Origin of the sequence: Microbacterium sp. HD4P20 (assembly GCF_019449275.2) — a bacterium.
Lineage (GTDB): Bacteria > Actinomycetota > Actinomycetes > Actinomycetales > Microbacteriaceae > Microbacterium.
The window spans coordinates 74,043-94,309 of the sequence record NZ_JAHZQZ020000012.1; the positions used below are offsets into that span (position 1 = coordinate 74,043).

General features: G+C 65.8%; 17 protein-coding genes. 6 read left to right on the forward strand and 11 right to left on the reverse strand.

The window, feature by feature from the left end:
- Window positions 1-4: 4 nt before the first annotated feature.
- From K0817_RS05420 to K0817_RS05440, 5 genes are read right to left on the reverse strand one after another with little or no spacing between them, the layout of a single operon-like run.
- Window positions 5-2,506 carry an amylo-alpha-1,6-glucosidase gene (locus K0817_RS05420; RefSeq protein WP_219980378.1) on the reverse strand — a complete coding sequence of 834 codons (2,502 nt, stop codon included), beginning with the start codon at window positions 2,504-2,506 and terminating at the stop codon, window positions 5-7.
- A complete protein-coding gene (locus tag K0817_RS05425; protein WP_219980379.1) occupies window positions 2,490-3,332 on the reverse strand; it encodes a dipeptide/oligopeptide/nickel ABC transporter ATP-binding protein in 843 nt (280 codons plus the stop codon). The genes K0817_RS05420 and K0817_RS05425 overlap by 17 nt, the downstream gene beginning before the upstream one ends.
- Before the next feature lie 9 nt (window positions 3,333-3,341).
- A complete protein-coding gene (locus K0817_RS05430) occupies window positions 3,342-5,084 on the reverse strand; it encodes a dipeptide/oligopeptide/nickel ABC transporter permease/ATP-binding protein (protein ID WP_219980380.1) in 1,743 nt (580 codons plus the stop codon).
- A complete protein-coding gene (locus tag K0817_RS05435) occupies window positions 5,081-6,022 on the reverse strand; it encodes an ABC transporter permease (protein ID WP_219980381.1) in 942 nt (313 codons plus the stop codon). Before K0817_RS05435 ends, K0817_RS05430 begins: the two co-directional genes overlap by 4 nt.
- A gap of 35 nt (window positions 6,023-6,057) precedes the next feature.
- On the reverse strand, window positions 6,058-7,464 hold the full coding sequence (locus K0817_RS05440; RefSeq protein ID WP_253735196.1) for an ABC transporter substrate-binding protein: 1,407 nt from the start codon (window positions 7,462-7,464) through the stop codon (window positions 6,058-6,060).
- A 325-nt stretch (window positions 7,465-7,789) separates the two neighbouring features.
- Here K0817_RS05440 and K0817_RS05445 point away from each other — a divergent pair, with 325 nt between their 5' ends.
- Window positions 7,790-8,800: a LacI family DNA-binding transcriptional regulator gene (locus tag K0817_RS05445; protein ID WP_253735197.1), complete on the forward strand. Its 1,011-nt coding sequence runs from the start codon at window positions 7,790-7,792 to the stop codon at window positions 8,798-8,800.
- A gap of 426 nt (window positions 8,801-9,226) precedes the next feature.
- Here K0817_RS05445 and K0817_RS05450 read toward each other — a convergent pair whose 3' ends face one another.
- Entirely contained in the window at window positions 9,227-10,066 is an 840-nt protein-coding gene (locus K0817_RS05450; protein ID WP_253735198.1) for a helix-turn-helix domain-containing protein, read from the reverse strand.
- Between the two features lie 151 nt (window positions 10,067-10,217).
- On the opposite strand from K0817_RS05450, the gene K0817_RS05455 reads away from it, so the two are divergent.
- Window positions 10,218-10,997 carry an SDR family oxidoreductase gene (locus K0817_RS05455; protein WP_219980892.1) on the forward strand — a complete coding sequence of 260 codons (780 nt, stop codon included), beginning with the start codon at window positions 10,218-10,220 and terminating at the stop codon, window positions 10,995-10,997.
- A 44-nt stretch (window positions 10,998-11,041) separates the two neighbouring features.
- Here the strand turns inward: K0817_RS05455 and K0817_RS05460 are convergent, their stop codons facing one another.
- Complete coding sequence (locus tag K0817_RS05460; protein ID WP_219980385.1) at window positions 11,042-11,542, reverse strand: MarR family winged helix-turn-helix transcriptional regulator; 501 nt, start codon at window positions 11,540-11,542, stop codon at window positions 11,042-11,044.
- A gap of 109 nt (window positions 11,543-11,651) precedes the next feature.
- On the opposite strand from K0817_RS05460, the gene K0817_RS05465 reads away from it, so the two are divergent.
- On the forward strand, window positions 11,652-12,590 hold the full coding sequence (locus K0817_RS05465) for an NADP-dependent oxidoreductase (RefSeq protein WP_219980386.1): 939 nt from the start codon (window positions 11,652-11,654) through the stop codon (window positions 12,588-12,590).
- A 231-nt stretch (window positions 12,591-12,821) separates the two neighbouring features.
- Window positions 12,822-13,709 carry an NmrA/HSCARG family protein gene (locus tag K0817_RS05470; protein WP_219980387.1) on the forward strand — a complete coding sequence of 296 codons (888 nt, stop codon included), beginning with the start codon at window positions 12,822-12,824 and terminating at the stop codon, window positions 13,707-13,709.
- 175 nt (window positions 13,710-13,884) lie between these two features.
- Here K0817_RS05470 and K0817_RS05475 read toward each other — a convergent pair whose 3' ends face one another.
- From K0817_RS05475 to K0817_RS05490, 4 genes are read right to left on the reverse strand one after another with little or no spacing between them, the layout of a single operon-like run.
- Complete coding sequence (locus K0817_RS05475) at window positions 13,885-14,985, reverse strand: LacI family DNA-binding transcriptional regulator (RefSeq protein ID WP_219980388.1); 1,101 nt, start codon at window positions 14,983-14,985, stop codon at window positions 13,885-13,887.
- A 41-nt stretch (window positions 14,986-15,026) separates the two neighbouring features.
- The gene (locus tag K0817_RS05480) at window positions 15,027-15,923 is read right to left on the reverse strand and encodes an ATP-binding cassette domain-containing protein (protein WP_219980389.1); all 897 of its coding nucleotides are present in this window, start codon (window positions 15,921-15,923) and stop codon (window positions 15,027-15,029) included.
- A complete protein-coding gene (locus K0817_RS05485; protein WP_219980390.1) occupies window positions 15,920-16,966 on the reverse strand; it encodes an ABC transporter permease in 1,047 nt (348 codons plus the stop codon). Before K0817_RS05485 ends, K0817_RS05480 begins: the two co-directional genes overlap by 4 nt.
- A gap of 60 nt (window positions 16,967-17,026) precedes the next feature.
- Window positions 17,027-18,010: a sugar ABC transporter substrate-binding protein gene (locus K0817_RS05490; RefSeq protein WP_219980391.1), complete on the reverse strand. Its 984-nt coding sequence runs from the start codon at window positions 18,008-18,010 to the stop codon at window positions 17,027-17,029.
- 260 nt (window positions 18,011-18,270) lie between these two features.
- Between K0817_RS05490 and K0817_RS05495 the strand changes: the two genes are divergently transcribed.
- The gene (locus K0817_RS05495) at window positions 18,271-19,056 is read left to right on the forward strand and encodes a TIM barrel protein (protein WP_253735199.1); all 786 of its coding nucleotides are present in this window, start codon (window positions 18,271-18,273) and stop codon (window positions 19,054-19,056) included.
- A gap of 153 nt (window positions 19,057-19,209) precedes the next feature.
- Window positions 19,210-20,256, forward strand: coding sequence for a Gfo/Idh/MocA family oxidoreductase (locus tag K0817_RS05500; protein ID WP_219980392.1), 1,047 nt, complete (start codon window positions 19,210-19,212; stop codon window positions 20,254-20,256).
- The last annotated feature ends 11 nt before the right edge of the window (window positions 20,257-20,267 follow it).

Consider the following 20,267-nt stretch of genomic DNA (forward strand, 5'->3'; position numbering starts at 1 on the left):
GGGATCATCCCTTCACTCCGTTGATCGGGTGGGTTGCATGCTTGTCGTGTCTTGTTAGTTCGCCGGTGGTGAGATCGATGTGGTGCTCGCCTGCCGGGTAGGTCTGCACCTGCCCGTTCCACGCGTGGACTTGGGTGGGGATCGGGCCGCTGAGTCGCAGCTGCGATCCGTTGACCTCGACGCGCAGCAGGCCTCGCGGAGTCGGGACTGCGGCCCGTATCCAGGAGATTCCTGTCTTGGCGGGCGCCACCCGATACGCTTCCGTGTCGAACCCCGCCGGCTCGACGCCTAGGACGTGGACGGTCAGGTCGCGTGTCGGCGTGGCGCTCCAGCCGTGCGCGGGGGTGCCCCATTCCCAGCACTCGCCGAACGTGTCGTACCCTTCGGTGAGGAATCGTAGCCAGCGCCGGAGCAGGGCTGGGAGGAGATCTGCGCGTCCGGCCTGCGCGATGGCGTCGTGGACGACGGAGGAGAAGAACGGTTCGGCGCGAACGATTTCGCGGTGCACGTCCCAGTCGATGCGCTGAACGCCGAGGGTTCGATCCTGGACTTTCTCCCCGATCGTGACGGTCGGGGAGGCAGTGTTCCAGCCGCGTGTGACGAGGAGGGCGTCGTCGGTAATGCGCGAGACGAGTGCGGCACGTCGATCCGGGGGCACGAGGCCCGCGACGATCGCCGCCGCATTAGCTGCCTGGGATGTGGCAGGCATGCGCATCCGCTCAACGACATGGTCGACGTACACGCCGCGATCCGCATCCCAGAAACACTCGAAGCTGAGCTCGATCAGTTCCACCCGGGAGCGCGCGCGTTGGGCGTTTCCGACATTTCCGACCGCATCGCTGAGCTCGGCGAACTCCCGGAGCCCGCGGGCCCAGAGCGCGGTGAGGATGGAACTGCGCCCGCTGGTGAAGACGCTGGACCAGTCGACGAGGGCCCACTCGGGGACGTTGGTCAGGATGCCCTCGACGTCGGCGTACTGCTCGAACCAGGTGAGCACTCGCTCGGCGGTGGGAAGGTGAGCGCGGACAAAATCCCAATCTTTGGAGGCTCGCGCGTACATCCACAGTCCGTGGAGCCAATGCAGAGACCAGTCGGGGATGGAGTGTCGCGACGCGGATTCGATGTCGCCCGCAACCGACATCGGCAGCAGCCCGTCGGATCGGGGCGAGTCGCAGATCTCGAGATGACGCGCGGCGAGGCGCCAATCCTCGTTGGCAACCAGATGCACGCCGAGGTGGATGACGGCATCTCCCACCCACGCCCGCTGCTCCCGAGTAGGGCAGTCCGTGAAGGCGTCGGAACTGTTGAGACGGACGGTGCGCACCCCGGCGTGCCACAGGCGTTCGAGGTCAGCATCGCTCGACGCGAACGCAGCACCACCGGTGAACGGGTAGAGGTGCTCGTGGACCCGCAGGGCACTGATGCCCACCAAGCCCTCGGTCGGGGGAGTGATCAGAATGGCGGCGATCCGCATGCCGTTCGTCTCGAGGGCGCGAAACCGGGAGCGTCCGCCGGAAGCGGTGACGCGTGCTCCCGCCCGGGGAAGATACCGCTCATTGCGTCCGTGCTGGAACGGTCGCTCGAGGTATGCGAGGTCCAGCACTGTGCCTGCCGGCGCGTCGAACTCGATATCGACGAATCCCGAGACGACGCGTCCGAAGTCGAACTGCCAGAGGAGCGGCTCGGCGGCGGAAGCTCTGAGATCCCCCCGCTCGAGGGGCTGCTCAGCGTGGGCGTGCCATGCGTCCTCGATGGACGCCAGTGCGGTCAGGACGGTGTCGATGGGCGGCCCGTGCGGCTGCTCGGGAGCCGAGCAGACCACACTTCGCGCTGCAGTCACCGTCTCGCCGCCGAGTGCCGCGATACGCCGCGGCAGGAGGGGGCCATACGGGTATACCGGTGGTCGAGAGCGTCGCGAGCCGGGATGGGTCGCCTCGGCGATGCGCGCCGGTGTGAAGTCCTCGAGGCTGCCGGATGACCGCAGCCAATCGTGATCGTGCGTGCGCAAGTCGACGATCTCGACCGGGAGGGCAGCGAGTGTCCCTCCGCCGGGGATCGTCGACCACTCCGTCATCGCCCGCGCGAGCCACTGGGGCCCCGTGCACAGATCAACCCATGGCTCGGGCGCGTCGATGATGAGACAGGCCGCCGACCCCAGCCCGTCGGCCACCCGCGCACGCTGCCACATCGCGTTGTCGTCACCGTAGAACGTCACGAGAACCGCGATCGTGTTGAGTCCCGGAACGAGTGCGGGTGCGATGTCGTAGTCGTCATAGGTCCAGCGGTACTGCTGTCCGCGAACGGGCCCACGTCCGAGTTCCTGCCCGTTCACCCACAGGACGTATCGCGAGTCCGCGCTGAGGCGGATCCTCAGCGCGGCGGGTGGCTCGCCGATCTGAACGTCTCGACGGAATCCGATGCGGTGCATACCCGCATCTGTCGGCATGTCTGCGCCGATCCACTGGCCGATCCAGGGCATGGCGCTCGCGTCACGCCGCGTCGTCATGGGGAGCGGCAGCTTCGGCGAGGAGTGCAGCGTGTCGCTCGGCGCGCCGTCGCGCCTGTTCGAGCGGGTCGGTGACCGGCGTGGCCAGCATCAGCGCTCGGGTGTAGGGATGCGCAGGGGTCGTCGTCACCGTGGCAGTGGCGCCGGTCTCGACGATCTCGCCGTGGCGCAGCACGGCGATCCGATCGCTGATCTGGCGTACGACGCCGAGGTCATGGCTGATAAAGAGGTAGGCGACGCCGGTGCGAACTTGCAGTTCGCGGAGAAGCGAGAGGATGCGGGCTTGGGTCGATACGTCCAGCGCGCTGGTCGGCTCGTCGCAGACCACCAGGCGTGGGCTGAGCGCGAGCGCGCGAGCGATCGCGATGCGCTGTCGCTGCCCGCCGGAGAATTCGCTCGCGAGGCGCCTGCCCGAATCGGCCGGGAGATGGACGCTGTCGAGGAGTTCCTTCACCGGAGACTGCGCATCCTTGACGCCGCGGACCCGAAGCGGCTCCGTGAGGATGTCCGCCACCGTCATCGCCGGGTTCAGCGATGAGTAGGGGTCTTGGAAGATGGCTTGGAGCCCGACCGTGTTCCGGCGCCTGCGGCGGCGCGTGAGGTGCGTGATGTCGCCGCCTGCGAACCGGACGGTGCCGTGTGCGACCGGTGCAAGTCCGAGCAGGGCTCGACCGATCGTGCTCTTGCCCGATCCGGACTCGCCGACCAGACTGAGCGTCTCGCCTGGGGCGATCGAGAAGTTCACGCCGCGGATGACCTGCTTCTTCTTCGCGGCGCGGCCGAACTCGACGTGCAGGTCGGTGACCTCGATGATGTTCTCTGTCATCCGTGTCCCTTACTCGAGCTGCGAAGCCGCGCGCAGCAGCTCGCGGGAGTATTCGGCCTGGGGGCCGGCGAAGAACGCGATCGTGGGCGCATCCTCCACAATCCGACCCTCTTTCATCACCGCGACCCGGTCGCAGATGTCGGAGACCACGCCGAGGTTGTGGGTGACCAGGATGACCGCCAGATCCCCCTCGTCCCGCAGTTCTCGGATGAGGTCGAGCACGCCGGCCTGCACAGTGACATCGAGCGCCGTCGTCGGTTCGTCGGCGATGATCAGTTCGGGATCACCGGCGACGGCTCCCGCGATCAGCACCCGCTGAGCCATCCCGCCGGAGATCTCATGAGGGTACTTGCGCATGACCTCTTCCGCATCGGCGATGCCCACGCGGCGCAGGAGCTCGGTGATCCGCTGGTCGGCGGCGGATCGTGAGGTCTTCTTGATAGACCGCAGCCAATGACGCATCTGGGTGCCGATCGTCATGGTGGGGTCGAGATTGGTCATGGGCTCCTGTGGGATGTATGCGATCTTGGTGCCGCGCACCGCGCGAAGCGCTGAGTTGCGCTGCAGTATCTCGGTGCCGTCGAAGGTCACGGATCCACCGAGGATGAGTGCGTTCTTCGGCAGCACACCGAGCACACTGAACGCGGTCTGCGATTTGCCCGAACCGGATTCACCGACCAGACCGACGATCTCGCCGCGCCGGACCTCCAGGTCGACCCCTCGCACCACCTCATGGTGATCGTCACGGCTGACCGGGTACGCGACGCGAAGACCGCGGATGCTGAGGACGGTGCCCGCCGTCGGCTCGACCGGCGCGGCCTGTGCGTCGGCGGCGCCGCGAGCGGCGATCGCGCGGCGCGGGTCGAGGACCAGCAGCTTCGACGACGGGTCGAGCGCGTCGCGGAGGGCGTTGCCGAGCAGGACGAACGCGAGGACGGTGACCGTGACGGCGATCGAAGGCCAGAGCACGCCCATCGGAGCCACGTAGATGTTGCGGAACGCGAAATCGAGCATGCCACCCCAGGACGGCTCGCTCGGGCTGCCGAGACCCAGGAATTCCAGGGCTGCCTGGATGCCGACCGCGGCGCCCAGGATGAAGGAGCTCTGGATGATGATCGGCGACCGCACGGCCCGCAGGACGTGGCGGAAGAGGATGCGGCTGTCGGTGAGACCTGACACTTTCGCAGCGTCGATGTACAGCTCGTTCCGCACGGCCGATACCACGGCGCGCGTCAGACGATAGAAGATCGGAGCGACCATGAAGCCGTAGATCGCCATGGCGAGGAGGATGTTCGGGCCGATCACCGTGTACAGGGCGATCAGCAGTACGACTCCCGGGAGGGCGAGCAGGACGTCGAAGATCCAGTTGGTCGCCGACTGCAGAGGCCCCGCGTAGTAGCCGGCCAGAAGCCCGGCGGTCGCGCCGACGGTCACGGAGACCACGAGTACCGTGGCGCTGGCGGCGAGGGTTCCTCGTGCCGCCCAGATGAGTCGGGAGAGGACGTCGCGCCCAGCAGAGTCGCCGCCCAGGAGATATTCGGTCGTGAACGGTGGCGCGTTGGTGTACTCGACGCGGGTGGCGTTTGGGTCGAACGGGGCGATCCATGGGGCGAGGATCGCCACCATGAGGATCGCCGCGAGCATGATCAGCGACGCGACTCCGAGGGGATTGCGCAGGAGCCGACGGAAGGGGTGCTGCACCACGGTGCGGGCGGGGGCGACCGGTACGGGAACGACGGCGGCTTCACTCATCGCTGTCTCACCTTCGGGTTGAGGGCGGCGTTGATCACGTCGGTGGCGAGATTCACCACGATGACGACGGCGATGATGAACACGACGCATCCCATGACGACCGGGATGTCGCCGAGGAGCGAGTTGGTGACGGTGAGCTCACCGACACCGGGGAGGGAGAATACCCGCTCGATGACGACGACGCCGCCCATCAGCACGATGACCTGCAGGCCGAGAATGATGATGCCGGGCCCGGCGGCGTTGCGGAACACGTGGCGCAGGACGACAGCCGTCGGTCGCATCCCTCTGGCTCGCAGAGTTCGGACGAAGTCCTTCTCCAGGACGTCCTTCACTGCGCCGCGGAACTGCTGTGACGCCGGCCCGACGGAGGCGATGACGACTGCCGTCACCGGGAGGAAGAGGCTCAGAGCCCAGGCTGCGGGATCTTGATCGAAGGGGACATATCCGGTGGCGGGGAAGAGGCGAGCGCCGACAGCGAGTGTCATCACCAGGACGATGGCGATGATGAAGTTGGGCACCGCCGTTCCGATGAGTGCCACGAACTGCAGAACTCGATCAATCCAGCCGCCGGCCACGGCGCTTGCTATGCCAAGCGCTGCGCTCAGGATGGCGGTAAGAAGCATGGCGACTCCGACCAGGGCGAGGGTCACGGGGATGCGGCTTGCCATGATCGATGTGACCGGTTCGCCCGTGAAGTAGCTCGTCCCGAGGTTGCCGCCCAGTGCTGCCACCAACCACTGGACGTACTGAACGACGAGCGGTTGATCAAGGCCAAGTTCTGCGGTCTTGGCCACGACCTGAGCTTCGGTGGCGTCGACGCCGAGGATTGCGCGCGCGATGGCGGCGCCGTTGCCGAAGACGAGCGCATAGGTCACGAATGTGACACCCAGCGCGAGCAGTGCAGTGAAGCCTGCGCGTCTTGCTACGAAACCGATCATCGGCGGCACTCTCCTCGGCGCGACGTCACAGCGGGCTACTTGAAGGACTTCAGCTGCGGAGTCTGGAAGTAGGGGTCGGGCGTGCCGTCGATGGACACATCCTCGGCCGTTCCGAAGTATGCGACGCGGTTGTTCCAGGGGATGAACCATGCGTTGTCCACCACGTAGCGGTTGATCTCCTGCAGCGTCTCGGTGAGTTCTTCACCGGTGGCTCGTTGTGCCGCATCCGTGAGCGCCGTGAGTTCGGGGGTAGCGTTCTTCTTCACGTTCCAGGTGGCGTCCGGAGCGATCTCCTGCCCAACTGCCCACAGGCCCGACGAAAGGGGCATGCTGATGTACGTCATCGGGAAACGGCCGCTCAGCAGTTCGGGGACCGCAGTGGCTCCCGCGAGGGGAGTCTCAGTTACCGTGATGCCGAGTTCGGCGAACTGCTGGACGATCAGCGGGTTCGCCTGATCCGTCTGCGGCGTGCGCGACGGAATCTCGATCGTGAATCCGTCCGCGTAGCCGGCCTCCGCCATGAGATCCTTGGCAGCTTCCACATCGAACTCATACTCATCGTCCAGTTCCGCGATGAATCCCTCCGTTTCGGGTCCAAACATCTGCGTCGTCGGGTCCACGAGACCCTGGAACAAGCCCTGCGCGATGCCCGCGCGGTCGAAAACCATGTTCATCGCCTGTCGAACCTTCGGTTCGGCGAGCGCCGGCACCATCGTGCCGTCCCGGTCGAAGATGACGATGCCGTTCGTCGCATCGACCCACTCCGTGATCGCCAGCTGCGACGCTTCGGCCTCGGCGAACGTCTGCGCCGACAGCGTCGCGCCGTCGACCTGACCGGTCTTCAACGCATTTAGCCGGGCGGTGACATCGGTCATCACCGTCACGACGATCTCCTCGTAGGGGTACGCGTCTGCGTTCCAGTAGTCGTCGCGTTTGACGAATGTCATCACGGAGCCGCTGGTTGAGTTCGCTGCGTCGAAGGTGTAGGGCCCTGAGCTGACGGGCACCGAGTCCACGTCCGGGGAGCTGATGGCGGCGGGGGAGGCGATGATGCCCGGGCTGAGGCACATGTATGTCGCTAGGAGGCCCCGTGGGGCGGGTGCCGTGACGACGACCGTGCGATCATCGGGTGCCTCGATCGCGAGACCTGCCACGCGTACCGCGCCCGATCCCCCACCGCTCTGCATGTGCTCGATCGACGCCTTGACGGCCGCGGAGTCGACGGGGGAGCCATCCTCGAATGTCATCCCTTCGCGCAACGTCATGGTGAGCGTCGTGTTGTCGTCGGTGAAGTCAAACTCCTCTGCCGCACCAGGGCCGACTGTGCCGTCCTGGTTGCAGGTCAGCAGCGTGTCGTACACCGCGGTCCACTGCCAAATGCCATCGAACGCGCTCGTCTGCAGAGCGGGATCCCACGATGCAGGAGCCGTCGAACTGGCCAAGCGCAGTTGCGCATAGTCCTTATCTGAGGTCGCCGTGCCACTCGGGTTCCCCCCGCCACCCGTACATGCGGTCAAAGCCACGGCGACCGAAGCCGCTGCCACTGCGAGGGCCATACCACGCCCACGGCGCGAGGTGAAGATTCTCATCGATACTCCCTTGTAGTCGAGTCAGCGCGACTCAGATCGCATGGCGCGAGCTGTCGCAGTTGCAGGCTACCCGACCTCACTTAAACGTACAAGTGCCAGCGAGCAAAGGGTTTGGTGTTTGTTCGCTTAAAGGTCAAAGTTACTGGCGTAACCCTTGATGCTGAGCGAGAATGATGAGATGGCGACGAATAAGCCCGCGGCAACTCCCACTAAGCGTCGCGTCACAGCCGCGGACGTTGGTCGCTTGAGCGGTGTCTCCGGCGCGACTGTCAGCTACGTGTTGAACGATGTGGCCGGCCAGACCATCCCCGATTCGACGCGCGAGCGGGTACGGGCGGCTGCTGCGCAGCTTGGGTACGTGCCCAGCGCCGCAGCTGCGTCCCTCCGTCGCGGCCATTCCCGTATTGTCCTGGTGGTGACAGAGCCGGCGCTGCATGGCTTCGTGACGGAACCATTTCTCACCGCAATCGGCGCGCGGCTCACCGAGGGGGAGTTCGTACCCATCACCCACCAGTTCACGACTGAAAGAGCGCTCCGCGCGCTAGTCGAGGAAATTCGTCCGTATGGCGTGCTAGCTCTCGCCGCGCTGAGTCCCGAACTCAAGGCGGACATCGCCGCGGCGGGCGTTCCACGCGTCTATTCCTCCGGCCAAGGCGACCCCACGTTCCGACGGCCGTGGGAGGAAGAAATCGGCGCGCTCCAGGCGAACTATCTCCTCGACGGAGGAGCGGATGCACTGCTGTACGCGTCGCCGACCCAGGAAAATCTTCGAACGGTCATGGCGAGATCCCGCGAGCTTGGAGTCATCGCCGTCTGCGCTTCCCGCGGCTTGCCGCCGCCCCGCCACATCGACGTCAGCATGGACCTGGACCGGTCCCTGACTGCGGTTGCTTCCGTCATTCCCCGCGAGGGCAAGGTCGGAATATGCGCATTCGACGATGAAATTGCCAGCGTGGTCTTGTCAGCAGTACAGCGACTGGCGATGCGCGTGCCTGACGACGTTCGCGTAATTGGCGTCGACGACACCCCATTCGCACCGTTCCTATCGCCGCCTCTGACGACGATTGAAGTCGACGGGAGGAAGACGGGGAGGGCGCTCGCCGAACGGTTCCTGAGCATCGAGGGAAGCGAACCAGCCGACGCGATCTCCCATGCTGTTGCGAAAGTCATTCCACGCGGAAGCGGCTGACGCACCCCATCGCGCGCTATCACTCACCGGTTCCCCGCGTAAGAATCGCGTAAACTTGAGCCCTCGCGAACACCTCTGAACGTCCATGAACCGGACCGCGAACCCCGTCGAATCAGCGCAACTCCGCCTGAACACCATGGAGCGCCATCCTGCAGGCGGGGTTCAAATCCCTCCGTCTCCGCCAAGAATCCGCGGTCAAAGGGCATATTCGTGCGCTGCAGATCGCGGTACACAGGCCCCCGAATCGCATTCCTGAGACGCCAAGTGTCCCCGAGCGTGAACGGAAGACCTCGTTCTCCTGCTCAGCGCGAAGGATCCGCGTCCCGGAGACCAAGATCGAGGAAGTTACGGCATGAATCGCCGAACGGGATCCACCGTCGTTGCAGCGTCGGCGGTCATCATCTCCCTCACCGCCTGCGCCGGCCCCTAGTTCCGATCCTCCGAGCGATCCGCGAGAGGCGCTGCCGCGCTGTATGAGGTGAGAAGGTCGAACTTGTCTGCGCTGCCCGGTCCTGGTGTGGGGTGATAGATAGCGAGAACAAGCGAGTGGGCCGTGTCGCCGATGATGAGTTTCTCCCGGTTGAGCGTGATCTCGCCGACAAGGGGATGATCGATGGTGATGGGCCAGTTCTGCCGCGCCTGAACGTCCTGCTGCGCCCACAGCGTCCTGAAGCGCTCGCTAGCGAGCGAGAGTTCTCCGACGAGGTCGATGAAGCGTGCGTCGTTCGTGTCGGTTCCAACCGATCGCCGGAAGCCGGCGACGAGACGAGCGGTGGTGTCCTCCCAGTCGGGGTAGAGCGCCTGCTCGTCAGCATCGAGGAACACGTCGCGGAGCCGGTTCTGGCCGATTGCGAGCCTCGGTGAAATGACAGTCGCGAGTGGGTTCGCGGCGAGGACGTCGAGATAGCGGCCCTCGACGAAAGCGGGCAGGTTGATCGACGACAGAAGCAAGTTGATGCTGTCAGGAACGGCCTGACGCCGCGGCCGCTTGCGTGACCTGATCGCAGGCTGGTCGGTGAGGGATAGCAAGTACGCCGTTCCCGTGGGGTCCAGATCGAACACCTGCGCGAGGGCTTCGAGGATCTGCTGTGAAGGACGGCGGTCCCGGCCTTGTTCCAGACGAAGGTAGTAGTCGGAGCTGATCCCCGCCAGGAGTGCCACCTCGGAGCGCCGGAGACCGGGTACGCGGCGGTTGCGTCCGGCAGGCAGACCGACGTGATCGGGACGCACGCGGTTGCGTTGAGCGCGCAGGTAGTCGCCGAGCATGTTCTCTTCGGGCGCCATACCCGAAGCCTAAACCGCGGGTACCGGCGTGATCGTGGTCCCCGTGGTCCCACTATCAGCGGGGTTTACCATCACCGCTTCCGCGGGGACCACCCTTGATCACAGCAAGCCCACCAGGAAGAAGGAGCCCACCATGAGCGGATTGGCTGTTGTCACCGGAGCATCCTCCGGAATCGGCCGGGAGTACGCCCGTCGCCTGGCATCCCAGGGCACGAACCTCATCGCGGTCGGCCGCCGCCAAGAGCGCCTGGACGAACTCGCCACCGAGTTCCCGCGCGTCCGCGTCCAGGCCATCGTCGCGGACCTCTCGACGCCGTCGGGCATTCGAGACGTGATCACCGCCGTCGGTGAGCAGCCCGTGACGCTGCTGGTCAACAACGCGGGCGTTGCGCATTACAAGGCATTCATCGAACTGTCCCAAACCGAGGCAACGGAACTCGTCGGCGTGAAGGTGCTCGCTCCGACCCTGCTCACCCGCGCAATCACTCCGGGCATGGTGGGCCGTGGGACCGGACAGATTGTCAACGTAGCCGGCATGATCGCGTTCAGCGGCCCCGCGACGCTCGATCAAGTCGGACTTCGACGCGCCGTCTACGCATCAACCCTCGCCTACACGCTCGCCTTCTCGCAGACCCTGAGCGCGGAACTCTCCCCGAACGGCATCGCGGTGCAGGCACTGCTGCCCGGCGTGGTGGCGACCGAATTCCACGAACGTCAGGGCATGGATCTCTCGGCCGTCCCCCGCATGAGCGCCGCAGACGTCGTCACAGCCAGCCTCCGCGGAATCGAGCTCGGTGAGACCGTCACCGCCCCTGGCGTCGAACAGGAGAAGATGCTCCAGAACGTGTTTGCCGCAGACCTCACCGCCTTCGGCGCCCAGTCGCCCGAACTTGCGACGCGCTACCGCTCCTGATCACCTCCCCTCTGAGCTGAACGCTTGTGCGGTGGGACCCCGGGTCAGGTGGCCTTGCGCCGGCGCGGGGCCGCGGAGCGCGGGGGTGCCGCGCGCAGATGGTCGCGCACTCGGCCGAGTACGTCGGCCAGGGCTTCGACATGGTCGGGCTCCAGCGGCTCGAAGAGCATCTCGGTGAGCAGCGCGATGTGGCCGGGGAACACCTGCTCCAGGACTTCCCGGCCCTGTGCAGTGATCGTGACGGTCGTGCCGCGGTCGTCGTCGACAGATGGAGAGCGCGTGACCAGACCGCGCTGCTCGAGTGTTTGCGCCTGATACGTGAGCCCGCTGCGGCTGTACACCACGCCATCGGCGAGTTCGGTCATCCGATAGCTGCCGGAGGGTGAAGCCCCCAGGCGCGCCAGGAGCTGGAACTGCACGTAGCTGAGGTCGCCGGCATCCCGCAGCTGCTGTTCGACGGCGTGGCGCAACAGGCTGCTCACCTCGATGAGCGCGAAGTACGCGCTCAGCTGAGTGGGGTCGATGCGCTGCGGGGAAGAAGCCATGACAGAAGTGTAGTGCTGCTACGAACTTGAAGCGCTTGCTACGAACTCGAAGCAGTGATACAGTCTCATCAGTTGCTTCGATTTCGAAGCATCAACCAAGGAGATCATCATGAAGGCAGTACGTTTCCACCAGTTCGGCGGCCCCGAGGTCATTCGCTATGAGGACGCCGACCAGCCCGTCGCGGCCGAGGGACAGGTGCGCATCCGCGTGGCCGGCTCGGCGTTCAACCCCGCAGACGCCGGTATTCGCGGCGGCACCCTGCCCTTCCCGGTGACGCTGCCTCACGTACCCGGCTACGACGTCTCCGGCACCGTCGACGCCGTGGGCGACGGCGTGACCAACCTCCACGTCGGGGACGCCGTCGTCGGGTTCATCCCAATGGGCGCAGACGGTTCCGCAGCCGAGTACGTTGTCGCCCCCGCTGACGTCCTGGTCAAGGCGCCGTCCCGCATCGACCTGGCCGACGCGGCGGCGCTGCCGTCGGTCGCACTCACCGCCTGGCAGGGGCTGTTCGATCTTGCTGGGCTCAGTGAGGGTCAGCGCCTGCTGATCACCGGCGCCGGGGGAGCCGTTGGTGGATACGCGGTCCAGCTCGCCAAGCGCGCCGGCGCCTACGTCATCGCGACCGCCAGCCCGCGCAGCCGTGACGCCGTGACCGCCGCCGGGGCCGACGAGGTCATCGACCACACCACCTCGTCCGTCCTGGGTTCGGTGACCGAGCCTGTCGACGTCCTGTTCAACCTCGCGCCGATCAGCCCCGAAGAGTTCGGCGCGCTCGTGGACCGGGTTCGCGACGGGGGTATCGTCGTGGCCACCACCGCATGGATGACCACGCCGGGTGACGAAACGCGAGGAGTCCGCACGGCAGGAGTCTTCGTTCGAGCCGACGTGGACGAGCTCTCCCAGATCGTGTCCCTCGTCGACAGCGGCGAATTGACCGTCAACGTCGCCCAGCGCGTGTCGCTGAGCGAACTGCCGGCGATCCACGCGAAGGCCGCCGCCGGCGAGCTCCGCGGCAAGATCGTCGCGGTCCCCGACGCGGACTGATATCCGGTCTCACCTCCCCCATAAGAGGTACACGAGATGTCGTTCACTCTTGATCCTGAAGTCGCTGCGGCCAGATCCTGCTCATGCCGACGACCGGATCAGGGCGCTGAAATCGATCTGACTCTGCTCCGACCGCGAGAACGACTCTCGCGCTCCGCGGGCTCTCTCCCGTGCACCCATCGCGCATGAGAATCGGCGCGCTCGAAAGCCAAGTCACACGAACGGATTGAAATGACCACCCCGCAAGAACTCCCTATCGCCGTCATCGGCGCGACCGGCCATCAGGGCCGCAGCGTCATCAACGCTCTGCACGAATTCGACGTGCCGATTCGCGCCCTCGTGCGCACCCCCGACGCGCCCGCGGCGCGTGCCCTTCGCGAATCGGGTGTGGACGTGGTTCACGCTGACCAGGAAGACGCGCGATCGCTGGCCGACGGTCTCGCGGACGTCGCGGCCCTCTTCTTCATGACCACCTTCGACGGCCCCGACGGCACGGACGGAGAGTTGCGCCGAGGGCTGGCGGTGGCCGACGCCGCAGCCCGCGCGAACGTCCCCCGGGTCGTCTACTCGTCGGTGGGTGGAGCGGAACGCGCAACAGGTATCCCTCATTTCGAGAGCAAGTTCCGGGTGGAGCAGCGGCTGAGGGGTCTCGTGCCTACCACCGTCCTCCGGCCCGTCTTCTTCATGGAGAACCTGGCGCCGCAACTCACGCCGAACGAGGACGGCGAGATCGTCATCCGCATGCCGATGCCGGGGGACGTTCCCGTCCAGATGATCGCCGTTCGCGACGTGGGTCGCGCGGCCGCGCGGCTCCTCCTGGATCAGACCGCACTCGACGGCGACGCGATCGAGGTGGCGGGCGACGAGCTCACGCTCGACCTCGTCGCCGAGCGGACGCACGAAGCCTTCGGCGTGCCGGCACGATTCGAGAGCATCCCCCTCGCATACCTCGGCGACGATGAAGACCTCAAGGCCATGTTCCGATGGTTCGCCGGAGGGTCCGCATACCACGCAGACCTCGCACGATCCCGCTCCCTCATCGGAGACGTCGGTGACCTCCGCTCGTGGCTGGCCGCGGAGCGCCAGCAAGGCGCATTGGCCGGAGGGCCGCGGAGATGAGCGACTAAGGGCAGCCGCTCGACCCCTTATCAGTCGGCCTTCCTCGACACGTGGACGCTGCTGAGCTGGGTGGCCTGGCAACGCGATCATCCGCATCTTCCAGCACCGGGAGGAAAGTTGCATCAAGGCGATCCCAGATGGGACCGCCTTGATGCAACCGCACGTCGGAGGGGCGCTAGCGGTTTGCCGGCGGCGAAGACGAGCCCCGCACCGCCAGCGTCGGGGGGACGCTTTGATACCACTCGGGGTCATCTGCGTTGGCTAGGCGACGCGCTGCCGCCTCCAACCCCATACGTGCCATCAGTTCAGGGTTCGGTCGAACACTCGTGAGATCGATGAACGGGAGCCGTGCGACTGTGCTGTCGTCGAAACCAACGATTGAGATGTCTTGGGGTACGGAAACTCCCTCGCGCAGCAGCGTTTCCATCACGCCGAACGCGCACCGGTCGTTGGCGCAGACCAGCGCCGACGGGCGTTCGTCTCGCTCCAACAGATGAAGCGCCGCGGCGTATCCAGCGTCCTCCGTATAGTCCGCCTCGATGGTGTCGATAAGGTCCTGCAAGCCCTGAGCCCGCATGGAAGCCGCGTACCCTGCGAGTCTTTCCGCCGCATTCGGTCCGACGGATGGCCCGATGTAGGTGATACGGCGGTGCCCGAGTTCCACGAGATGTCCGACGGCGAGCTCCATCCCTCGCTCGTTCTCCACGTGAACCTCGTCGTGCCGTCCGGCCGCTTGCGGTCCGCCGAGTAGCACGATGGGGATCCCCGACGGCAGGCGGTGGATGATCCCGTCAGGGGACTCCGTCGTCAGGACAATAAGGGCTTCGATGCGCTGACGCATGAGCTCGTCGAGAGCGGTGTCCTGGGATCGGCCCAGGCCCACAGTGCTGAGCACGAGACGGTATCCAAAGTCCGCCGCTTGCCTGTAGAGCGCGTCGACCAGGTCGACCTCGAAGGGCTGACGCATCGTGAAGAGAACACCGAGTTGCCCGCTGCGCCTTTGGCGCAGCAGCCGGGCGGACTCGTCAGGGTAGTAGCCCAGCTCCCGCGCGGCGTCCAGAACCCGCTGCCGCGACGCTTCGCTCGCACCCTCTGCGTCCCGCAGCACGATGGACACGAGTTGCCGAGACATCCCCACGTGGTCGGCGATGTCTTTCATGGTCGGACGTTCGCGCGACTTCTTGCTCGAGAGCGGTGTCCCGGTTTCTTCCATCATGTCTGCCTTGCCTTCTGGCTGATCTTCCCAGATGGAGTCGGGCCGGAACGGCACCGCCATCCCGGCCCGCGGTCACGGACGTTGTCTGTTCACATACTTGCTCAGATGGACGCCGTTGGGGCCTCTTCGTCCTCAGCCCGTAGCGCGACGGGAATCGCGTCGGCCTCGCGTTCGAACTCGCGGACGACGTCCGAGTCCGTCCCCATCGTGCGCTCGAGTTCGTGCGCAAGCGACTCCAGTTCGGCGCCGCCCGCCATCAGGCTTGTCAGTTCCGCCAGCGTCAGATCCTTCTTCTCGTAGTCGCCGAGGCTTGTTCCTCGGTTCAGCAACAAGAAGCGGTCACCGACGGGGTACGCGTGATGCGGGTTGTGCGTGATGAAGACAACCCCAAGCCCGCGGTCGCGGGAGCGAGCGATGTACTTCAGCACGACACCGGACTGCTTCACACCGAGAGCAGCGGTCGGCTCATCGAGAATCAGGACACGCGCTCCGAAGTAGACCGCGCGAGCGATAGCAACACACTGTCGCTCTCCGCCGGAGAGGGTTCCGATGGGCTGGTCCACGTCCCGGAGATCAATGCCCATGTTCGCCAACTCGACGTAGGTGATCTCCTTCATCCGCTTCACGTCCAGCCGGCGGAACGGGCCCCAACCCTTCGTCAGCTCGGAGCCGAGGAAGAAGTTGCGCCACACAGGCATCAGCGGGACAACCGCGAGATCCTGGTAGACCGTCGCGATGCCGGCGTCGAGCGCGTCGCGCGGCGAGGAGAATGTGACCGGCTCACCGTCGAGGAGGATCTCTCCTTCCGTCGGCGCGTGAGCGCCCGCGAGCATCTTGATGAAGGTCGATTTTCCCGCACCGTTGTCCCCGAGGACGCAGGTGACGCGTCCGGCGCTGACCACAGTGGAGATGCCGTGCAGCGCGTTGATGGCGCCGTATCGCTTTGCAACATTCCTGACTTCGAGCACAGCGGTGCCGGGCGTGGTCGTCGTTGTCATTTCGAGCCTCCGCTTGCTCGCAGTCGGACCCAGTGGTTGAGGAACACGGCCAGCAGCAGCATCGCGCCGAGGAAGGTACGAAGCCAGTTGGTGTCCCACTGAGCGAAGGTGATGCCCTGGAACACCATGCCGTAGATGAGGGCCCCGAGGGCCGCACCGATGGCGGAACCGAAGCCGCCCGTGAGGAGGCAGCCCCCGACCACCGCGCAGATGATGTAGATGAACTCCTGCCCGACGCCGGTGTTCGCCTGGACGGTCGAGGTCCGAAACAGGGAGATCATCCCGACGAGCCATGCGGCACCTGCGGTGGTCATGAATAGGCCGATCTTCGTCTTGAGAATCGGGACGCCGACCTGGCGCGAGGAGTTGGCGGCGCCGCCGACAGCGAAGATCCAGTTCCCGGCCCGCATGCGCAGCAGAACCCACGTGGCGATGGCGGTGACGATGAACCACCACAGGACAGAGATGTAGAACGTGCCCGTTCCGATCTGGATCGAGGATCCGAACAGAGGCTGGATGGTGTTGTAGAACGGCACCTTTGTCATGCCCTGAATGGCCACCTGTCCGGTGATCAGCTTGGTGACGGCGAGGTCGATACCGGCGATGACGAAAAATGTGCCCAGGGTGACGATGAAGCTGGGAAGTCCAGTCCGCATCACGAGGAAGCCGTTCAGCGCGCCGACCGCTAGCGCCGCCGCAAGGGCGACGATTACGGCCACCCAGATGTTGAGGCCGTAGTGGCTCGTGAGTACGCCGACGATGAGGGCCGTGAACCCGGTCATGACGCCCGCGGAAAGGTCGAACTCGCCGCCGATCATCAGAAGCGCCACGGCGACGGCCATGATGCCGAAGGTCGACGCGGATTCGAGCCAGACGCCCGCGCCGGCGAGGCTCATGAACTTGTCGGTGTAGATCGAGAAGAAGATCATCACCGCCAGCGCAGCCACCAGCGCGCCGATCTCGGGCCGGGCGAGAAGGCGACGGATCGGCTGACGCTCCAGCCGTGGCCGATTCGCGATTGTGACGATGTCAGTCGTAGTCACGGTGGGATTCCTTTCAAGCGATTCGGCCGGGCGAGCTGCCCTCGCCCGGCCGAAAGTCGACTATCGCGTGCCGTTCGCGGCGAACTCGGCGACCTGGTCGGCGTTGTCCGAGGTGACGAACGCGGGACCCGAGTAGATCGGCTGGCCGCCGCCGAGATCGTTGCCGTTGAGGCTCTTCAGGTACAGAGCGGTGACACCCATGAAGCCCTGCACATACGGCTGTTGGTCCACGGCGAACAGGATGGTGCCGTCGGACACCGCGCTCACGACGTCCTCAGACAGGTCGAACGTGGCGACTTTGGCGCTGCTGCCGGACTCTTCCACCGCGCCGACAGCGTCGATTCCGTACTGACCACCGAGGGTGAGCACGCCGTCGATGGAGGGGTCGGCCTGCAGCTTGGACTTGATCGTCGCCTTCACCTCGGCGTCGTTCGTGCCATCGACCTGAAGGTTCTCGACCGTGCCGCTGAAGGAGCCGGCCGTCGCGCTGCACCGCTCCTCGAGGGCGACGTTGCCGGCCTCCTGGATGACACAGAGCACATTGGTCAGCCCTTCGTCGCTCAGACGCTCGCCAACCGCGGCGCCCGCGATGCTCTCGTCCTGACCGACGTGGGTGAGGGCGCCGAACTCTGCGGAACGGTCCATGCCCGAGTTGATCGTGACGACGGGGATGCCGGCCTCCACGGCAGCCTCGATGCTCGTCTGAAGGCCGTCGGGGTTGGCCATCGAGACGACGATGCCGTCCACGCCCTGAGCAACAGCGTTGTCGATGAGCTGCGACTGCTTGGCGGGGTCGGGGTCGCTGTTGTAGAGCACCTCAGCGCCATAGTCGCGGCCGGCCTGCTCAGCACCCGACTTGACGCGGTCCCAGAATGCGTCGCCGGGGCCCGAGTGAGTCACGACGGCATAGGTGAATCCCTTGGACTCGCTGGCGGTGTCGTCACCGCCACCGTTGGTGGTCTCCTGCCCGGTGCCGGAGCAAGCGGTGAGGACGAGGGTTGCTGCGGCGGCAAGGGCAATACCGCTCCACAAGCGCTTCTTCATGTGATTTCCCTTTCGGTGAGGACGAATCGACGTCGAGTACTCCTCGGGTGACGTCTCTGTCGTGCGTCGAGTGTGCGGCAAAGCCAAGCTATTTGTCAATACATTCTGTCAAGATTGTTGGCACGTGCTAGTTTGAGGCGAAACCACTCCCGATCGCTCGCTCGACGACGACGTTCCTCACTCACGTGCTCGTCCAGCCAGTCGACTCGGCCAAGCCACAGCGCGGCATCGCACCAGCCGTCATCACCGAAGGGATAGCCGTGACCAGCCCATTCACGCTCGCGGCCAACGCCGAGATGCTCTACCGAGAGCGCCCTTTCCTCGAGCGCGTCGATGCCATCAGCAAGGCCGGCTTCCTCGTTGAGATCTGGGATTGGACCGCGAAGGACATCCCGGCGCTCGCTGCCAGCGGCGCAGGATTCTCGTCGATGACCGGGTATATCACCGGCGACCTGATCGACCGGGACGGGGCGGAGGCGCTTCTCCGCTCCGCCCGCCGCTCGCTGGAAGTAGCGGCTCAACTGGACTGCCCACGACTCAACGTCCACGGAACGGGTCTTGATGATCGCGGACTGCCCGTTGCCCCGCGCTGGTCGACGACGGGAACCGACTGGCTGCGTGCCGTCGACACGCTCCGTCGGCTCGCAGCGCTGGGTGAGGAGGCGGGACGCACATTCACGCTCGAAAACCTCAACACGCGAGTCGATCACCCCGGCACTCCATTCGCGCGTTCGGACGACACCGTCCAGCTGGTCCAGGCGGTCGACAGCCCCGGACTCCGAATGAACTTCGACCTGTACCACGCGCAGATCGATGAGGGGAATCTCATCGAGCGTACGCGCGCGGTGCTTCCCTGGGTTGGGGAGATCCAGGTCGCAGATAATCCGGGCCGCTTCGAGCCGGGCACGGGCGAGATCAACTACGCGAACGTGTCGGTGGCTTTGGCGGACGCCGGCTACAGCGGCGTCGTGGCGTTGGAGGCATGGCCGTCAGGTGGTTCCGACCTCGCGCTCGAGCGATTCCGTGAGGCCTTCGCCGCCCGCTAGGGAGACCGGCGCCCTTCGCCGACTGGCACGTGCTAGATCCTCGTGCTATTGTCAGGACAAAGGTGCAAGCCATTACCGCACGCGGGCTGTGTCCCGCATATGGGTGTCGATGTCGACCGTCGCCGTCGTCGGCGCCGGAGATAAGGAGACCTCATGAGCCAGTCGATCACGGAGCCGTCCAAGGCGGACGAGCGGTCGGGCACTGTGCGGCTCGGGCTGATCGGCTCGGGTTGGATCGGCACGTTCCACGCCGAAACCATCGCGCAGCGCATTCCCGGCGCCGTCTTGGAAGCAGTCGCCGACCCGCAGCCGGGCGCCGCGGAGCGTGTCGCGTCGCCGCTTGGTGTGGCGAAGACGTACCTCGACAGCGCAGACCTTCTCGCCGACCCGGAGGTCGACGGGGTTGTCATCTCGTCGCCGGCGTTCACGCACACCGACCTGGTGGTCGCGGCGGCACGCGCAGGCAAGGCGGTCTTCGTCGAGAAGCCGATGGCCCTCACCCTCGAGGACGCCGATCGAGCGATCAGCGCCGCTGCACAGGCCGGAGTGCCTCTGCAGGTCGGCTTCAATCGGCGATACTCCACCGACTTCGCCGCCGCGCACGACGTCATCGAGCGGGGTGGCGTGGGGACGCCCCAGTTGCTACGCTCACTCACCCGCGACCCGGGCCTTGCCAATCCCGGCGCTGTCAAGCCCTGGACGATTTTCCTCGAGACCCTGATCCACGACTTCGACACCCTCAACTGGTTCAACCCCGGCGCGCGGCCGGTCGAGGTGTTCGCGAAGGCTGACGCGCTCGTCGCCCCCGAGTTCAAGGAGACGGGCCTGCTCGACACCGCGCTCGTCACGATCCGCTACCACAACGGTGCGCTCGCGGCGGCGGAGGCGAACTTCTCCGCCGTCTACGGCTACGACGTCCGCGGTGAAGTGTTCGGCTCGGCCGGCATGGTGACTGCGGGCGACGTCCGCTCGACCAGCATGCGCCACTACTCGGCCGCGGGCCAGGAGGCGACCACGACGAGACTGAACATCGATCTGTTCCACCAGGCTTACACCGACGAGCTGGTCTCGTTCGTCAACGCCATCCGCACTGGCGCAGTAACCGGTGCTCGCGGCGAGGATGCTCGCGCGGCCCTCGCTATCGCACTTGCCTGCATCACGTCCGTGGAGGAGAACCGCCCGGTGGCCGTCGAGGCCTGACTCATCCGCGA